The sequence below is a fragment of the Nitrospirota bacterium genome (assembly GCA_016194305.1).
In the GTDB taxonomy this organism is placed as follows: Bacteria; Nitrospirota; Nitrospiria; order JACQBW01; family JACQBW01; genus JACQBW01.
This window is the reverse complement of the sequence record JACQBW010000025.1, coordinates 11,370-28,174: the sequence shown is the minus strand read 5'-3', so window position 1 is coordinate 28,174 and position 16,805 is coordinate 11,370. Positions and strand designations below refer to the sequence as shown.

The window sequence follows — 16,805 nt, the reverse complement described above, 5'->3', positions numbered from 1 at the left end:
GTTTCTGAGCGGAGACTCGGCGAATATCGGTTGACCTTCCAAAATGAAAAAGTCGCAAATGAGGTTGATATTCGGCGCCGTCGGAGACGAAGAAATGTGAGGCAATAGCGTCATCCAGAATAAGCCGGTGCCTGGAATTGTTTTAATTTATTTAGAGGAGCGGATCGATTCTGGAGAGCTTTGAGCGAAGCCAATGGTCGGCGAGAGTGAGCGCCATCATAGCCTCGGCGATCGGGACGGCGCGGATTCCGACACAGGGATCATGCCTCCCTTTGGTCGAAATCTTAGCCGGTTTTCCATGAATGTCAATCGTATCCTGTTCAATTGCAATAGATGAGGTTGGTTTCAGCGCAATCCGGACAATGAGCGTGTCGCCGTTAGAGATGCCACCGAGAATTCCGCCTGCATGATTTGATTTGAACCCTTTAGGCGTAATGGGATCGGAGTTTTCAGACCCTTTCATTTCCACCACTTTGAATCCATCTCCAATCTCAACTCCCTTCACGGCATTAATCGACATCATGGCACGGGCCAGGTCTGCATCCAGTTTGTCAAATACCGGTTCTCCCAGTCCGGCCGGCACGCCCGTAGCGATAATTTCAACCAGCGCTCCGATTGAATCTCTTTCCCCTTTAATCTTTTCGAGGAAACGCGCCATCTCTTTGGCCGCACCGGAATCAGGAGAGAAGAAAGGGTTTTGGTTTATCTGGGATAAATCAATCTGAGTGATTCTAACTGGTCCCAGTTGCCTTAAATAGCCGGTCACTTTAATTCCGCTCATTCCAAGCATTTTTTTTGCAACGGCACCTGAAGCAACCCGGCTGACCGTCTCCCGGGCCGAAGCACGTCCCCCTCCGCGGTAATCCCTCAGTCCATACTTCTTCTGGTAGGTGAAATCAGCGTGGCCTGGTCGAAAAAGGTTTTGGATCGCCTGGTAGTCCTTGGATTTTTGATCTTCATTATAAATGACCATTGAGATGGGGGTCCCGGTTGTTTTCCCCTCGAAAGTCCCGGAGAGAAGTTTAACCTGGTCCGGCTCTTTTCTCTGGGAGGTCATCAGACTTTGTCCCGGTTTTCTTCGGTCGAGTTCTCGCTGAATTTCCGCCTCTTCTATCGGAATTCCGGCAGGACATCCGTCCAGAATGACGCCGAGTGCAACCCCATGGCTCTCCCCAAATGTTGTGATTCTAAACTGATCTCCAAAACTGTTTCCAGCCATGTGCAATAGATAGCATAATTAAAGAGTGAGGAAAAGAGAATTTCTTGGATAGAGGTATCAGGAAGAGTGAAGATCGAACTTTCTATTTTGATTTATGGAGGAGTGCGTCGATAAACTGTTTGACAATCAGAGCGGGCTTTTCTGTTTCAAAGGTGAATTTGACACCGACTCCTTCTCCCGGCTTGATATTGACGACCCGGGCTTTTGTTTCAACCGAGGCCTGAATCGGAGAGATGAGGTAAAATTTGAGCATAAGATCTTGTCCGAGACCGTAGATCTTCTTTGTCTCTATAAAACAGCCCGAAGCAGAGATATCTCTGATCGTTCCGAAAGTCTGTTTATTGATCAGAACTTCCTGATTGTAGGGGATGCGCGTTCCAAAACGGGTATCGAGTTCCATGTTAAACGGCGTGTTATCCATAGAAAACCTGACAATTCTTTCTCAAAATAAAAGGTGAGTATGATATAATCAACAGTTCATGTTTGTTCATAATAAAAGTATAGTCGATATTTCTGATTTGTCAAAAAAATCGGTCGATAAAATGATAAAAAATGGAGCAAGAATTTGATTTCTTTGAATAATATCTCGAAGAGCTTTGGAAGCAGAACCCTTTTTTCCGATGTCTCGCTGCGGATCGGGCCAAACGACAGAATTGCCTTTATCGGTCCAAACGGAGCCGGAAAGTCAACTTTAATGACGATTATTGCCGGGATGACCTCCGCCGATTCAGGGACGATTGTCAAAAACAAGAAAGCGGTCATCGGGTACCTTCCCCAGGACATCACCTATTTCAAGGGCAAGAGCATTCTGGAAGAAATTCTGATGGTTTCCACAGAGGCTCAAAACCTGGAACATCATTTAAAAATGCTGGAAACCGAGATTTCCGACACGAAAGATCCGGACGAGCTTGAAAAACTGGTTCACTATTACGGAGAACTGCAGACCCGATTTGAAAATATGGGAGGCTATCATCTTGAGACGGAAGCAAAAAAAATTCTCTTTGGGCTCAGTTTTAAAGAGCGTGATTTGAACCGCCAAACGGATGAGTTCAGTGGAGGCTGGCTAATGCGTCTTGCGCTGGCAAAACTCCTCTTGGCAGGACCGGACCTCCTTCTGCTCGATGAACCGACCAACCATCTTGATCTCGAGTCGGTATTATGGCTTGAAGCATTTCTGAAAAAATATGAGGGTGCAATCGTTCTGATTTCCCATGATCGGCACTTTATGAATAATCTGGTCCACAAGATTGTAGAAATAGACCAGAAAAACCTGATCGAATATTCAGGGAACTATGACCAGTACGAAAAAGCAAAAGCGCTGGCCCAGGAAATTCTTATCTCCGCATACCAGAATCAGCAGAAAAAAATAGAGGATACTGAAAAATTTATCGAGAGGTTTCGCGCCAAGGCAAGTAAGGCAAGCCAGGTACAGAGCCGGGTCAAGATGCTGGAAAAAATGGATAAGATTGAATTGGCGGGCGAACGCAAAAAAGTCCGGTTCAAGTTTCCACAACCGGTTCGTTCCGGGGAAGTCGTGATCGAATTGAAGGAAATTGAAAAAAGATATGGCAATAATGTAGTTTATGCCGATCTGAATTTGACCCTTCAGAGAGGAGATAAAGTAGCGTTTGTCGGTCCGAACGGCGCAGGTAAATCAACCCTTTTAAAGCTTTTGGCCAATGCTACGCTGTTTCAAAAAGGAAAAAGGATTCTGGGTCATCATGTTCAGACCGCCTATTATGCTCAGCATCAGCTCGATCTGTTGAATCCCAAGAATCAAGTGATCGAGGAAATTCTGACTGTGGCGCCGACTGAACCGATCTCCTTTCTGAGAGGAATTCTCGGATCGTTTCTTTTTAGCGGCGACGATGTTTTCAAAAAAGTTTCGGTTTTGAGCGGCGGTGAAAAAAGCCGGTTGGCCCTCGCTAAAATGCTGGTCAAGCCGGCTAATTTTCTGCTGCTGGATGAACCGACCAACCATCTCGATATTCAGTCGCGAAATGTTTTGGAGGAGGCTCTAAAGGAGTATACAGGCACTTATTGCCTGATTACCCACGATCGGCATCTCATCCGCGCGGTGGCTAACAAGGTCATTGAAGTCCGGGATGGAAAAGCGGAAGTGTTTCCCGGCGATTACGACTATTACCTCCATAAAAAGGAGCTTCAGGCAGCTCGTGAATTGGAATCGATGTCTCCACCCGTTTTGAAAACAGGCTCTCGGTCGGGTGAGGAGAAACATGCGGGCATGATAAACAAGAGTACTGTCAGAAAATCAAAGGAAGAGAAGCGGAAAGAAGCTGAGTTACGGAATCGGCGATTTCAGCAAACCTATGCAAAGCGAAAGGAGATCGAAGAATTGGAAAAGTTGCTTGAAATAAAGAATCGCCGGATTCAAGAGCTCACCGCACTCCTTGCCGACCCTGACCTCTACTCCCGGAAGGAAAAATTTTTTCAGGTCATGGAGGAACATAAAATTGCCGAAAAAGATCAGATCCAGCTGATGACAAGGTGGGAAGATCTTTCCAGGGAGATTGAGATGGCAGACAAGGAGTCCCCCAAAGGTTGACTCGAATCTTTTCTTTCTATTATGATGACCTGAATAATACGAAATTTGCCAAAGGACTCACATGAGCGTTAAGAATCAGGTGGAGCAACAGTTCGAAGAAATATTGGATGCCATCTCGAGCCGGGAAGGAAAGATCGAATTTCTGAAAAAAGCGATGAAAGCCGCCATCTCAAAGGCATCGCCCCTTCTCCTTACCCTTTATGAAGAAAACGGAGAGCTTGAAGAAGCCGGAAGATTGGCAAAACAACTTAATGACACGGATCGCTCCCTGTCCCTTTACCGCCAATTCTACGAACTTCTGCTTCGGGAAAATAGAATGGAAGAAGCTGGAAGAATCGCTCAATACCTTGGATTAGCCAGCGAGGCGATTGGCCATTTTGAGAAGAGTGGCAAGTTTCAGAAGGCAGCCGAAATCGCCGAAGGGTTGAAAGAGGTTAATCGTGCGATTGCTCTTTATGAAAAAGCGGGCTGGTTTGACGATGCGGCCCGCCTGGCCGAAGTATCAAACCAAAAGGAAAAAGCCTCTGAACTGTTTCGACGTCAGATTGATGAGCTGGAAAAGGAAGGAATGATTGACGAAGCCTGTAAGATGGCTGAAAAACTCGGAATGATTAATCGTTCAATCGAGATCTATCAAAACGGGGGACAGTTCGGACAAGCCGGACGACTTTTTGAACTCCTTGAAAAATTTCGTGACGCGATGATTTGTTACGAAAAAGGGGGACTCTTTGAAGAAGCGCGAAGACTGGCAGAAAAGCTGAACAGTTCGCCTCACAAAGAATTTTATGAACTTATTGCGAAGTTGTAATTTCCATCCGCCTCGGTTTCACTGTGTGAGGCCATTCCGTGCAAGATGAAGAGCGGCTACCTCTCGAGTCCCCGTTATCGGGATCATTTGACCGGATATGGGCATCCTGAAAGACCTGACCGGCTCGATGCGATCGACCGGATGATGTTGAAAAATGGACTGATCGAACGGGTCACTCCTGTGTCTCCCAGATTAATTGATTTGGATGTCCTTTCCAAAGTTCACGACCTACGATTTCTTAACGATCTCATATCGCTAAGACCCTCCTCGGATTTCATCTATCTGGATCCTGACACCCCGATTTCATCCGAATCTCTGGCCACCGCCCGTTGGGCGGCAGGAGGAATCTGCCAGGCGGTCGACGACATTTTTTCTGGCGCCATTCAAAATGCTTTTTGTGCGATTCGTCCTCCCGGTCATCATGCCGGAATTTCCTCCGCGACCGGTTTCTGCCTGATTAATCATGTGGCCGTTGCCGCCCGGTATGCGCAGGAAAAATTTCGTTTAAAAAGGATTGCTATTCTCGATTGGGATGTCCATCATGGTAATGGAACACAGGAGATTTTTTACGAAGATCCTTCGGTTTTTTATTTTTCTGTACATCAATATCCCTTTTATCCCGGAACAGGCGCTTCCGAAGATATCGGCGAGGGAGAAGGGGAGGGAGCGACTTTAAACGTTCCGCTTTCGCGGGGCTCGGGAGACCGGGAATACCTCAATGTTTTTGAAAATATCCTGGTTCATAAAATGGCTCTATTTAAACCAGATTTGATCATCCTTTCGGCCGGCTTCGACGCCCACCAAATGGATCCGCTGGCCCAAATGGAAATTTCGACAGAGGGATTTGGAAAGTTGACCCGCATTGTCAAACAGATGGCCGGAGCTTATTGCGACGGAAAGCTTGTTTCGGTTTTGGAAGGGGGTTACCATCTGACCGCTTTGGGAGAATCAGTTGCAACCCACATGCAGGTCTTACTAGAATAGGTGCACAGAATGATTAAGAAATTCCTTCATACGCGTCTTAGAGTCAACGATATGAACCAGCATGTCCGATTCTTTTGCGAAATCCTTGGTCTCAAACTTTTAAGCCGGCGAAAGTCTCCGAGAGGCTCGGAACTCGTTTTTCTGCAGGTGCCTGGAAGCGAGGAGGAGATCGAGCTTTGCCATTTTCCGGCGAGCGGAAAGGTTGAAGTTCAGGAGGATCTCGTCCATCTCGCATTTGAAGTGGACGACTTAAAGTCGTTCACCGGATACCTGATGTCAAAAGGAATTCCCTTGACGGATGGTCCGACAAACTCGGGCGGCGGGGGCATGTTCGCATTTATCGATGCTCCGGATCGATATGAAATTGAATTAATTGAGAAAGGAAAATAGAGACATGGATAAAGGAATCAAGAATGCGTGATAAAAAGATCAATCCGAATGCGATACCGTCCGGATTGAATCGAATGCCCCCTTCTCAGCCGAAACAGAACCGGAATTTTGATCAGCTTCAGGCTTCACTTCTTCATTGTCCAAAATGCAAAAGGGCGGTGCAGGTCAGAGAACGACTTTTGCTGGTTCTTCCCGACGGACAGCTATTTGAATATCGCTGTGTCCATTGCGGCTCTTCGATCGGCGAAAGAACAGAAAAAAACAGCAAACCGGCTAAAATAATTTTGTGACTCTTTTTACCGCATCAGCTGTTTCAAATCTTTCGGTTTGTAAATCCCTTTTTCAGTGATAATTCCGGTAATTAATTCCGCCGGAGTCACATCAAACGCCGGGTTCAAGACCTTTACCCGGTGCGGCGCGATTTGAATTTTTCCCAAGATCGAAGTCACCTCAGACGGATCTCTCTGTTCGATCGGAATTTCCTTTCCGGTTTGAATCGAAAAATCGATCGTTGAAAGCGGGGCGGCGACGTAAAATGGAATGCCATGATACTTGGCGAGTACAGCGACGGAATAGGTGCCAATTTTGTTGGCGGTGTCCCCGTTACGGGCGATTCGGTCGGCTCCCACAATACAGACGTTGACTTCTCCTTTTTGCATGAATGATCCGGCCATGTTATCGGTAATTAAAACAACGTCAATATTGTCCTGCATCAATTCCCAGGCAGTCAATCTCCCCCCCTGCAGGACCGGACGCGTTTCGTCAGCCAGGACGCGCACCTTCTTGTTGGATTCATGCGCTGCGCGAATGACTCCAAGCGCGGTTCCATAGCCGCCCGTTGCGAGGGATCCTGCGTTGCAATGGGTCAAGATGGTATCCTGTTGTCGAATGACTTTATTGCCGTATCGTCCGATAGATCGATTGATTTCAATATCTTCTTCCAGAATTTTCTGAGAAGCACGGATTAAAAGACTCTGGATCTTGGATACGGGAAGGTCTTCACTCTCTTCCACAAATGTTTTCATTCGCTCGATTGACCAGAACAGATTGACGGCGGTCGGCCTGGTCTTGCGGAATGTTTCATAAATGGGTTCCATCTTTTTTTTGAATGAGAAAAAATTTGCCGCTCGAATCGACTGAGCAGCCAGTGCGATGCCCATCGCCGCGGCGATGCCAATTGCAGGAGCTCCTCTGACTTTAAGCGATCTTATTCCTTCCGCGATCGACTGGTATTTTTCACATTCAATATATTTAATCTGGTTCGGAAGAAGAGATTGGTCGAGCATACGTACCACCCCTTTTTTCCATTCAAGTGTGGGGATCATTCTGAAACTCCTGTTCATGACATGTGAGCCAAAACTCTATCATAAAAAATCGGGGAAAGGGAGTCAATCCGGGAGTCCAGCAGGTTATTTTATTGACATTGAATGCTCACTTTGAGTAATAATTAACGGTTCAACCGGATGAAAAACAAGACTTTTTAAATGAAAACAAGCCCCCTTCGAAACCGGGGAGAGTTTAATCGCCTCCTCAAACACCTCTCTCCTTATTCCCGAATGATTGGCTTTTCAGCCCTTTTATTTGCCGGTGTCGCGGCAATTAATCTCGCGATTCTCTGGAACGTTCGTATATTAGTTGATAAAGTCATGGTTCATCGGGATCTTTCTGCCATCTCTTCGATTATCTGGATTCTCTTATCCCTCTTTTTTGTGCAAACCCTGCTGAGCATGGTTCAAAGTTATACGATTTCCTGGGTCGGACAGAAACTCGTAACCGATTTCAAAATTAGCTTGTTTTCGGCTCTTGAAAATCTCTCACTCGGCTTTTTTTCCAAAACAAGAACCGGAGAAATTATCTCGAGATTAACGAATGATGTTGGAGTGATCCAGAAAATTTCCACTTCAATACCGACCGATCTGGCCAAACACCTGGTCACGCTGGTGGGCGGATTGGCTGTTTTATTCTATATGAACTGGCGCCTTTGCATGGTCACGCTCGGAATGATTCCTTTTCTTATACTTGTCGCGCGTTTTTTTGGAAAGAAACTGAAAAACTTTTCTAGCCAGCTGCAGGATCGCTACGCGGAGAACAGCACGCTCCTCGAAGAGGTCTTCTCCGGAATTCGAATCGTTAAATCATTTGTCCGGGAGGAAGACGAACTCAGGCGATTTACCGGCCAGGTGAATTCGATCTTCAATCTCTCCATGCAAAAGTCAAGAGTCCTGGCCCTTTTTGTTCCCGTGATTACCTTTCTGACCCTTTCAGCCGCGGCCATGGTTCTTTGGTACGGAAGTTTACAGATTCTGGATGGAAAGATGACTCCGGGAGACCTGATTGCTTTTGTTCTATATGGGGGGATCTTAATGCTTCCATTTTCCGCGTTCGCGAGAATATTCTCTCAGTTGAAGGAGATACAGGGTGCAACGTCGCGTGTGTTTGAACTTCTCGACTTAAAGCCACAGGTGACTGAAAACAGGGAGGCTCAACCTCTGGGGACGATTGCGGGAAGGGTCTCGTTTAAAAATGTTAATTTCTCCTATGATTCCGGACATGAAGTTCTCAAAGAAATCTCTTTTGAGGTGGAATGCGGTCAGATTGTCGCGCTGGTCGGACCGAGCGGAGGTGGTAAAACCACTTTGGTTAATCTCCTTCATCGATTTTATGATCCTCGTTCGGGGAGGATAGAAATCGACGGGAGAGAAATCAGTAAGGTCAATTTAAAAGAACTTTATTCGCAGATCGGACTTGTTCCGCAGGAGACTCTCCTGTTCGGTGGAACGATCCGGGAGAATATTCTTTATGGCAAGCTTCAGGCGACCGACGAGGAGTTTCTCTCTGCTTCCAGGGGAGCCCATGTCGACGAGTTTGTCCAGACGCTTCCGATGAAGTATGAAACCGTGGTCGGAGAAAGGGGAGTCAACCTGTCCGGAGGACAACGGCAGAGAATAGCGATCGCAAGGGCCATTCTGAAGAATCCGAGAATTCTTATTTTGGATGAAGCGACTTCGGCACTGGATACGGAATCGGAAATGTTGATCCAGGATGCTTTGGACCACTTCATGGCGAATCGGACGACTTTTGTGATCGCCCACCGTCTTTCAACGATTCAGTCGGCACATCTTATTCTGGTGATCGATAAGGGGCGAATCATGGAGTCTGGCACTCATCTTGAACTCCTGAAGAGGGAAGGACTTTATTATCGACTTTACACCATGAAATTATCAGGAATGGAACTCGTCGATCAGGCCGTATCCCCCAAGAGCGATCTATGAAGGGGAGCGTTGCGGTCATTGGAGGAGGCATTTCCGGTCTTTCGGTTGCCTATTCCCTCCAGAAAGAGGGGGTTCAGGTCACCCTCTTTGAAAAGGAAGAAACGGCCGGAGGCCTGATAAAAAGCGAGTTGAAAGAAGGTTACCTCCTGGAAACGGGACCGAACTCGCTCTTAAATATCAATGCCGAGCTTGATGAGTTCTGCCACAAGATTCAACTTGATTCGGAGAAGATTTTTCAGAATCCCGACTCCAAATCCCGTTTCATATTGAAAAACGGAAAACTGATTCCGATACCACGTACCCCGAAAGAATTTCTTTTCACCCCCCTCTTAAGTATCAGAGGTAAAATTAGAGCCGGATTGGAACCATTCGTGGCTCCCTTGGGAGAGAAGAGACCCGAATCCGTTGCCCAGTTCGTCAGTCGTCGTTTCGGACCGGAAATCTTGAGTTATGTCGTAGATCCTTTGATTGAAGGAATCTACGCAGGGGATCCGGAAATTCTTTCAATGTCGGCGACCTTCCCCCGACTCACGCTCCTGGAGGAAAAATATGGAAGTCTTCTTAAAGGATTTATGGTGAAGAAGAGGGAAGAGAAACGGGAGAAACGGATCGATCTCTTTTCCTTTAAAAACGGAATGGGAGCCCTTCCGGTGAAGCTTTCCGAGAAACTGGAAAAAAACTTCGAAAATGGGGCAGTGATCTGCGGAATTTCCCGAGGGAGTTCTTCGACCCCGGGATTTACGCTGACTGCAATTCAAAAAGGAGAAAAGCGTCGCTTTTTGTTTGATCGAGTCGTTCTGGCGACTCCGGCCTATGTCAGTTCCAGTCTTATCGAACCGATTTCCGAGGCAATTTCTGATCAGCTAAATTCAATCCATTACGCGCCTGTGGTTATCGTGAACCTTGGGTTTCCCCTTTCCGCGCTTTCCAGACCCTTTGCCGGTTCAGGCTGTCTTATTCCCAAGAAAGAGAATCGGTCGCTTCTGGGTTTTAGGATCAATTCGAATCTTTATCAAGGGAGAGCTCCTTCAGGTATGATGGTGGTGACCTCCTTTGCGGGCGGTGTCCGAAATCAGGACATTATCCGTGAATCCAGGGAAGAACTGATCCAGACTGCACTTGACGAGTTGACGTCCCTTCTGGGACTGAAGGGAAAACCGGAATTTTTTCATACGACCATTCATCCCAAAGCCATTCCTCAATATGATTTGAATCATTCCGGAAAAATTGAGACGATTAACCGGGAACTCAAACGAATTCCGGGTCTCTATCTGGCCGGAAATTATTCCAAAGGAGTTTCAGTTTGGGACTGTCTTTCGCAAGGACTGGAAATGGGTAAAATGATTTCGCGCCAATTAAAAGAGGGGTAAATTATTCTTGACTTCCGAATATTTTTCCGCTATATTGCGACGCTGTTTTTCTTTTTGGGACTTCGGAGTGCTGAATAAAAAATAATATAACCGGGAGAAGAAAAGAGATTTTTCTCTCCCTATTTTTGAAAGGAGCAGGTATGCAAGGTTTTGGTAAAAAAGTGGCTTTGGCCACATTGTTGTCGGCGATGGTTGGAATGCCGGCATGGGCTTATGACGAAGCGCCCGTCGCGAACGGAGGAACACTGAGCGGAAAGGTCACCTTCAAGGGAGCAGCGCCTGCACCGAAATCGTTTGAACTTGAGAAATTCCCCCAGCCCAAATATTGCGGAAAAGAAGATAACGATGGAAAGGGACATCGCCTTTTACATGATGTGAATGTCGGTAAAGATGGCTCGCTAGAGGATGTGGTGGTTGCGATCGAACATGTAGAAAAAGGAAAGCCGTTTAAATTCGCCGGTACGGATACGAATGCCGATATTTGCCGGTTCCTGGTTCAGGGCGGACCCTCGAAATTCGTCGGCGTAGCAATGAAGAAAGCGGAATTCCGGGTCAAGAACCTTGATGCCGATCCGACTGATCCCAAGGCGGCAACGGGCGTGTTGCATAATCCTCACCTTTATGAGGAAGTCGGTTCTTCGAGCTCGACGATCTTTAATCTTCCTCTTCCGAACAAGGACCAGGTCATAAACAAACCGACGATTATCCGGAAGAAAGACAGCATCCTTCATATGCAGTGCGATCAGCACAATTATATGAACACCTACTATTATCCGGTAGAAAATCCCTATTATGCAATCGTGGGTGCGGACGGAACGTTCAGCATTGACGGGATTCCTCCGGGTGAATATGAAGTGCACGCGTGGCATCCGATTTTAGGCCTGCAGGAAGCGAAGGTCACGGTGGCAGCGGGTGGAAAACTCACCCAAAACTTTGCTTTTGCGTCAACGAAATAAAAGATCAGTCATGGGATTCTTCAGGCTGGGACAAGGTCTTCTTGTCTCAGCCTGTTTTTTTTAAGTCGAATAATTTATGAAAAAAGATGCCCTCTATTACGGAATTATCTCTGCCGGTGCGGCTTTTGTTCTGATGATCGGCACCTTTATTTATTTTGCAGTTTCAGATTTCGTCGGGAGAGGGAAGCGTCAGTCTGCCGTCAAGGAGATGCAGGCCGAGGCGTTGAATCCCGACCGATTTAAGGAATTCAAAACCATCAAAGGGGTAGACGATGCCCTGATGGTGTGGATTCCGGAGGGGACTTTCGCAATGGGATCTCCTCCCGTAGAAGGTGATCCGGATGAATCTCCGCAGAGGACAATTTATTTATCGGGGTATTATATCGATCTTAAAGAAGTGACTCATGGGCAGTTTCAGAATTATTTAAAAGGAATTGGATCGAAATCCAAGTTGGTCATTCCCGTATTTATGGATAACCCTGCATTATTGACTTCAAAAGAGCTTCCGGCAAATGGCGTTTCCTGGGACGGAGCCAATGACTACTGCAAGTGGGCGGGGAAAAGACTTCCAACCGAAGCAGAATGGGAAAAAGCGGCAAGAGGTGAACGGGGTCTAAAGTGGCCCTGGGGAAACGAGGGTTTGGAGGGTAGAGCCAATCTTCAGGGTGAAGAGGACCATTTCAAATATACGGCTCCCCCGGGAAAGTTCGAAGCGGGAAGAAGCCCCTACGGATTGTATGATATGGCCGGAAATGTTGGAGAATGGGTGGCAGACTGGTACGACGGTTCTTATTATTTGTCCGGTCCGTTCAAAAATCCAAAAGGGCCTGAAAGCGGAAAATTCAGAGTGTATCGCGGCGGGAGTTGGGAGGATGTCCTGACCAATGTCAGAACCGCCAAGAGATTTCAGGCGGCACCGCACCAGACTAGCGCGGTCATTGGATTCCGTTGTGCGAAAGATGTGGCAGGATCATAAATAGGGGCTCGCGTCGATCCGGGACGCTCATGGAATATTTGTTATAACAAATTAAAATAATAGAGGACCATAAAAACGGCAATGACAATATTGACGACCATGCCTAGCAAAACGATATAATCAAATATAATCTTATTCCTTGATTTTTTGTCTTTAATTTCAGTTTCCATGATTCCTCATTCCTCACCCAGTTACAAAGAAGCGCCCTGTCTCAACGTCGAAGAATTTTTATAAAATGACATTCTTTTGAAATCGAGTCAAGTTCAAATTTCATTTCTTGACGTTCATCGCACAATTTCAATATAATACCTCTTTTCAAAATTACAGGTCTAACACGGCATGGATTATTATTCAAAAATCGGTCATTACCTCCTTTATCCCCTGGCTGTTATTGCGATGACCTCCTTTTTTTTCTATCTGGGTTTTCAGGTTGGCAAAAAATGGGAACGGAACAAGATAGAGCGTTTTAATAATCGGGAAGCCTGAGCGTTCGGATGAGCTTTAAAGGTAAATTCTACCTTCACTTCTTTTTAGTCATGACCCTTGCGGTGATTGTGATTGACCAGATCTTCGGCAAACTTTATATACGATATATGATCCTCTTTACCTCCACCTTCTTCCTGCTTGGAATGCAGTATGGTCAAAGGTCCGAGAAACGTTGGTTAAGCCAAATGAAAGAACATCGAAACAGGAATCAGAAACCCCTATCTTAGGAAACGTTTTCCGATGAAACATCTTCTATATGTTCTGTATGTGAGTCTTTACGCCGCGGCGGTATTCCTGGCAGGTCTTTTTGCAGGGCAATGGCTCGAGAGAAAGAACACCCAGAAAGAATTCGACAAAGATCAATCGACCGGGCGCTGACGGAGGTATGACCTGAGTTGAGCAAATACCTCGTCATGATCTATATCGGATTGATGTTCGTATTTGTCGGAATTATCCAATATTCAATTTATAAAGGCAATCACCCCTCGGTTAGCTCACTCCAGCCGGAAAAAGGATTCACCCCGCTTTCGGAAAAAATTAAGAAAACGAAAGAGAATTTTGCCAAATCGGAAGAGAATATCCGTCGGGTGAAACCGAATCCCGAGCTTGAAACGATGGTTCACATACCATTGGGTTATTTTACGCTCGGAGACGACGCTTCGCTTGATTTTTCGGTCCATCCCGCTCGTAAAATTTTCCTAAGTGCTTACACCATCGATAAATATGAAGTCACCTTTGCACAATTTTATCAGTTTGTGGACCTGACCGGGCATCGGAAGCCCCGTCTGGCCGGGTATCTCGCTGTGGGTTCTGAAGGCCTTCCGCTTCTCATGAATCCTTTTAATCCGGTCGTCGGGGTTTCGTGGGAGGATGCAAAGGATTATTGTCACTGGAAAAAGAAACGTCTTCCAACCGAAGCGGAGTGGGAAAAAGCCGCGAAAGGGGAGGTGCAACGAAAATGGCCATGGGGCGATGAGGAGCTCCCGCAAAATGCAAATTTTTCCGGGGAACGGGACGGGTATTTCTATACGGCGCCTGTCGGCAGTTTCAAACTGGATAAGAGTCCGCTTGGCGTATATGACATGGCGGGTAACGCGATGGAATGGGTCAACGATTGGTATCAGGAAAACGGATACCAAAATATCGAAACCATCGATCCAAAAGGTCCCGACAGGGGCCAACTCAAGGTCATCCGGGGCGGATCCTGGAATGATACAATCCGGCTCGGAGAGGTTGTTAACAGGTTCAAAATGACGCCGGAATATCGGGACGTGACCATTGGTTTTCGATGTGCGAAAAGTGCTTGACAAAAAAAAAACAGTGTAGTACATTCCCCTCGCATAAAGTCTATTTCATCCGCTTTTACACTGGAGCCGGAGACACTTTTTGCACGACAAAGAGGGCGGGCAAATCGAATAGAAGTAGATTAAAAATAAGTCAATTCAAGACGAGGAAAAAATGCCAAAAAACGCCGGACCCATTCTTTATATCGTCACTTTTGTCATCTCAGTTTTATTTATTTTCTGGTTTGGAACCTTATAAAGCTTCATGATCTTTCAAGGCGATTTCCTTATTTTGGTTTTATTAAAAACGGGGGTTTTTTATGAATAACATGATCGCAGGAGTCGTCGTAGCTGTCGCGGTATGGTTTGTTTATTTTCAAGTTGTCGACTGGCTTCTCATGGGTGTTCAGGGTTTGAAATATTTTGAATTTATCCGATCAGTTTTTTAACGATGACCCAAAGCGATCGTAAGATCGCGGTTTAAGCTTATAAGAAGAGGACCAAAACACGATTAAGAACTTTAATCATTAAACGGAGTCCAATATGAAGGCCCTTAAAAAATCAAAAAATTTTCTCTCCCTTGCTCTTCTGGGAATCTTGTTTCTTTCACTCTTTTCCTTTGCGATTCCTCTTTTCTTCCAGTCCAAAGCGTATGCCGATGAAGCGGCTGCTCCGGCGGCGCCAGTCATGGGAAAGGATGTTTATTACAAGAACGAAGGTCCGGTGTCCGGCCCTCCGGCACCAAAATTGAAAGTAGGCGATTATCCAATGCCGAATCTTCCGGGGGTTGCAAAAGAGAGCCGCCTGATTGTATGGGTTATCGGACAGCAACATCTCTATTTCGGGAGCTTTGTCCTCGCTGTTCCAATCTTTTGCATGGTCATCGAGCTGATTGGCCTATTGACCAAAGATCCGGTTGCTTCGAAAAGATATGACCAGCTCGCCTATGATTTTATCAAGATCAGTTTGACGGCATATTCGGTTACTGCGATTTTAGGGGGGCTTCTGATCTTTACGTTTATTACCATGTACCCGGGATTTTTTGCCTACCTTGCTTCGCTCTTTAGACCCTTTATGCATATCTACGCATTACTCTTCCTCGCCGAAAGTGGCACGCTTTACCTCTACTATTATGGATGGCATCGTATGGAAGAAGGATTCCTGAAATGGGTTCACGCCACCCTCGGTATTCTTTTGAATGTTTTCGGAACGATTCTCATGATGTTGGCTAATTCATGGCTCTCTTATATGATGTCTCCCGCGGGGGTGGATGAAAAAGGACAGTTTTTAGGTAATTATGCCCATCTTCTCCACAGTGCGTTGTGGAATCCGATTAACGTCCACCGGATTATTGGAAATATGGTGTTTGGCGGTGGTATCGTGGCGGCTTACTCGGCTTATAAATTTCTTTCATCCAAGACGAAAGAAGAGAAAGCTTATTACGACTGGATGGGTTACATTTCGATGTTCTTTGCAGTCGGTTCGCTGATTCCCCTTCCCTTTGCCGGATACTGGCTGATGAGAGAAGTTTACGCTTACCGTCAACAGATGGGAATTACATTAATGGGAGGGCTGTTAGCCTGGCTCTTCATTCTTCAGGCGGTGTTGATCGGGTCCCTCTTCTTTTCGGTAATTTATTACCTGTTTAATGGCATGCAGAGAATGAAAGGGGCCGAGCGGTATGAAAAAATAACCAAATATATCTTTTTTGGCGTGACGGCGGCTTTCCTGGTCTGGCTAACCCCTCACACGCTCGTGATGACCGGTTCGGAACTTAAAGCGATTGGCGGTCAGCAGCATCCTGTTGTGGGTAATTTTGGCGTGATGTCCGCCAAAAACGGAGCTGTAAATACCATGCTTATCCTGACGGTTTTGACATTTGTTATCTATCAGCGTGCCAATAAAGAGATTACCGTAAAATGGAAAAACTTTGGAAACGCGATGCTCTTTACGATGTTTGGGGTTGCTTTGGCAAATAACTGGTGGTTAGCGATTTATGGGTACTATATTCCAGCAAACGTCAGGGTTGGCCTATCGGTTCCTCAGGTCGCCGGCACTTTAACCTGCCTTTTTGTGGGTACGGCTATTAATGTGGCGATGATGAAGGGGGCTAAATCAACCGGTCCTGTTCTTTGGGGAACCATATCGAATCGCTCTCAGTTTGCGATTTTTGCTTTGGCGGTTTCATTTACCTGGCTGATGGCTCTGATGGGTTATGTGCGCTCTTCCGTCCGCCTTTTTTGGCATGTCATGGAAATCATGAGAGATAATTCTCCCTGGGCGTTTACGCATCCGATCGGTTTCGCGTCGAATATGATGTCCGTCAATGTGATTATATTCTGGATTTTCACGCTTTTCGTTTTCTCTCTGGCAGAACTCTCGTCCGGTCACCGTGAAGTTCCTTCAATGGAAGACAGTCCTGTCGCGAAAACAGCGGGTCGACACGGGCATGCCATTGCGGGAGCGTCTGAGTAGGGGATGTCAAGGCCTTTTAT

General features: G+C 46.3%; 17 protein-coding genes. 14 read left to right on the top strand and 3 right to left on the bottom strand.

Annotated elements, in window-relative coordinates; all coding sequences use genetic code 11:
• Positions 1 to 151: 151 nt before the first annotated feature.
• Both aroC and HY200_08395 read right to left on the bottom strand, forming a co-directional pair.
• Positions 152 to 1,219 carry a chorismate synthase gene (gene aroC, locus HY200_08400; GenBank protein MBI3594964.1) on the bottom strand — a complete coding sequence of 356 codons (1,068 nt, stop codon included), beginning with the start codon at positions 1,217 to 1,219 and terminating at the stop codon, positions 152 to 154.
• 82 nt (positions 1,220 to 1,301) lie between these two features.
• Complete coding sequence (locus HY200_08395; GenBank protein MBI3594963.1) at positions 1,302 to 1,640, bottom strand: PilZ domain-containing protein; 339 nt, start codon at positions 1,638 to 1,640, stop codon at positions 1,302 to 1,304.
• A 144-nt stretch (positions 1,641 to 1,784) separates the two neighbouring features.
• Between HY200_08395 and HY200_08390 the strand changes: the two genes are divergently transcribed.
• The 5 genes from HY200_08390 to HY200_08370 all read left to right on the top strand — a co-directional run bounded on the left by HY200_08390 (position 1,785) and on the right by HY200_08370 (position 6,257).
• Positions 1,785 to 3,785 (top strand): ABC-F family ATP-binding cassette domain-containing protein, encoded by a 2,001-nt coding sequence (locus HY200_08390; GenBank protein MBI3594962.1) that lies wholly within the window; start codon positions 1,785 to 1,787, stop codon positions 3,783 to 3,785.
• A 61-nt stretch (positions 3,786 to 3,846) separates the two neighbouring features.
• Positions 3,847 to 4,593, top strand: a complete 747-nt coding sequence (locus tag HY200_08385) for a hypothetical protein (protein MBI3594961.1) — start codon at positions 3,847 to 3,849, stop codon at positions 4,591 to 4,593.
• A gap of 45 nt (positions 4,594 to 4,638) precedes the next feature.
• Positions 4,639 to 5,577: a histone deacetylase gene (locus tag HY200_08380; GenBank protein MBI3594960.1), complete on the top strand. Its 939-nt coding sequence runs from the start codon at positions 4,639 to 4,641 to the stop codon at positions 5,575 to 5,577.
• 9 nt (positions 5,578 to 5,586) lie between these two features.
• Entirely contained in the window at positions 5,587 to 5,967 is a 381-nt protein-coding gene (locus HY200_08375; protein ID MBI3594959.1) for a VOC family protein, read from the top strand.
• Between the two features lie 74 nt (positions 5,968 to 6,041).
• On the top strand, positions 6,042 to 6,257 hold the full coding sequence (locus HY200_08370) for a cytoplasmic protein (protein ID MBI3594958.1): 216 nt from the start codon (positions 6,042 to 6,044) through the stop codon (positions 6,255 to 6,257).
• Between the two features lie 6 nt (positions 6,258 to 6,263).
• Here the strand turns inward: HY200_08370 and mtnA are convergent, their stop codons facing one another.
• Entirely contained in the window at positions 6,264 to 7,292 is a 1,029-nt protein-coding gene (mtnA, locus tag HY200_08365; GenBank protein ID MBI3594957.1) for an S-methyl-5-thioribose-1-phosphate isomerase, read from the bottom strand.
• Between the two features lie 159 nt (positions 7,293 to 7,451).
• On the opposite strand from mtnA, the gene HY200_08360 reads away from it, so the two are divergent.
• From HY200_08360 to HY200_08320, 9 genes are all read left to right on the top strand, one after another.
• Positions 7,452 to 9,239 (top strand): ABC transporter ATP-binding protein, encoded by a 1,788-nt coding sequence (locus tag HY200_08360; GenBank protein MBI3594956.1) that lies wholly within the window; start codon positions 7,452 to 7,454, stop codon positions 9,237 to 9,239.
• Complete coding sequence (gene hemG, locus HY200_08355; protein ID MBI3594955.1) at positions 9,236 to 10,609, top strand: protoporphyrinogen oxidase; 1,374 nt, start codon at positions 9,236 to 9,238, stop codon at positions 10,607 to 10,609. Before HY200_08360 ends, hemG begins: the two co-directional genes overlap by 4 nt.
• Before the next feature lie 140 nt (positions 10,610 to 10,749).
• Positions 10,750 to 11,565, top strand: a complete 816-nt coding sequence (locus HY200_08350) for a carboxypeptidase regulatory-like domain-containing protein (protein MBI3594954.1) — start codon at positions 10,750 to 10,752, stop codon at positions 11,563 to 11,565.
• A 76-nt stretch (positions 11,566 to 11,641) separates the two neighbouring features.
• Positions 11,642 to 12,541 carry an SUMF1/EgtB/PvdO family nonheme iron enzyme gene (locus tag HY200_08345; protein MBI3594953.1) on the top strand — a complete coding sequence of 300 codons (900 nt, stop codon included), beginning with the start codon at positions 11,642 to 11,644 and terminating at the stop codon, positions 12,539 to 12,541.
• A 339-nt stretch (positions 12,542 to 12,880) separates the two neighbouring features.
• Complete coding sequence (locus HY200_08340; protein ID MBI3594952.1) at positions 12,881 to 13,027, top strand: hypothetical protein; 147 nt, start codon at positions 12,881 to 12,883, stop codon at positions 13,025 to 13,027.
• 8 nt (positions 13,028 to 13,035) lie between these two features.
• Positions 13,036 to 13,254 carry a hypothetical protein gene (locus HY200_08335; GenBank protein MBI3594951.1) on the top strand — a complete coding sequence of 73 codons (219 nt, stop codon included), beginning with the start codon at positions 13,036 to 13,038 and terminating at the stop codon, positions 13,252 to 13,254.
• Positions 13,255 to 13,267: 13 nt separating this feature from the next.
• Positions 13,268 to 13,405: a hypothetical protein gene (locus tag HY200_08330; GenBank protein ID MBI3594950.1), complete on the top strand. Its 138-nt coding sequence runs from the start codon at positions 13,268 to 13,270 to the stop codon at positions 13,403 to 13,405.
• 17 nt (positions 13,406 to 13,422) lie between these two features.
• Positions 13,423 to 14,334 carry a formylglycine-generating enzyme family protein gene (locus HY200_08325; protein MBI3594949.1) on the top strand — a complete coding sequence of 304 codons (912 nt, stop codon included), beginning with the start codon at positions 13,423 to 13,425 and terminating at the stop codon, positions 14,332 to 14,334.
• 519 nt (positions 14,335 to 14,853) lie between these two features.
• Positions 14,854 to 16,785, top strand: coding sequence for a cytochrome ubiquinol oxidase subunit I (locus HY200_08320; GenBank protein MBI3594948.1), 1,932 nt, complete (start codon positions 14,854 to 14,856; stop codon positions 16,783 to 16,785).
• Positions 16,786 to 16,805: the final 20 nt, after the last annotated feature.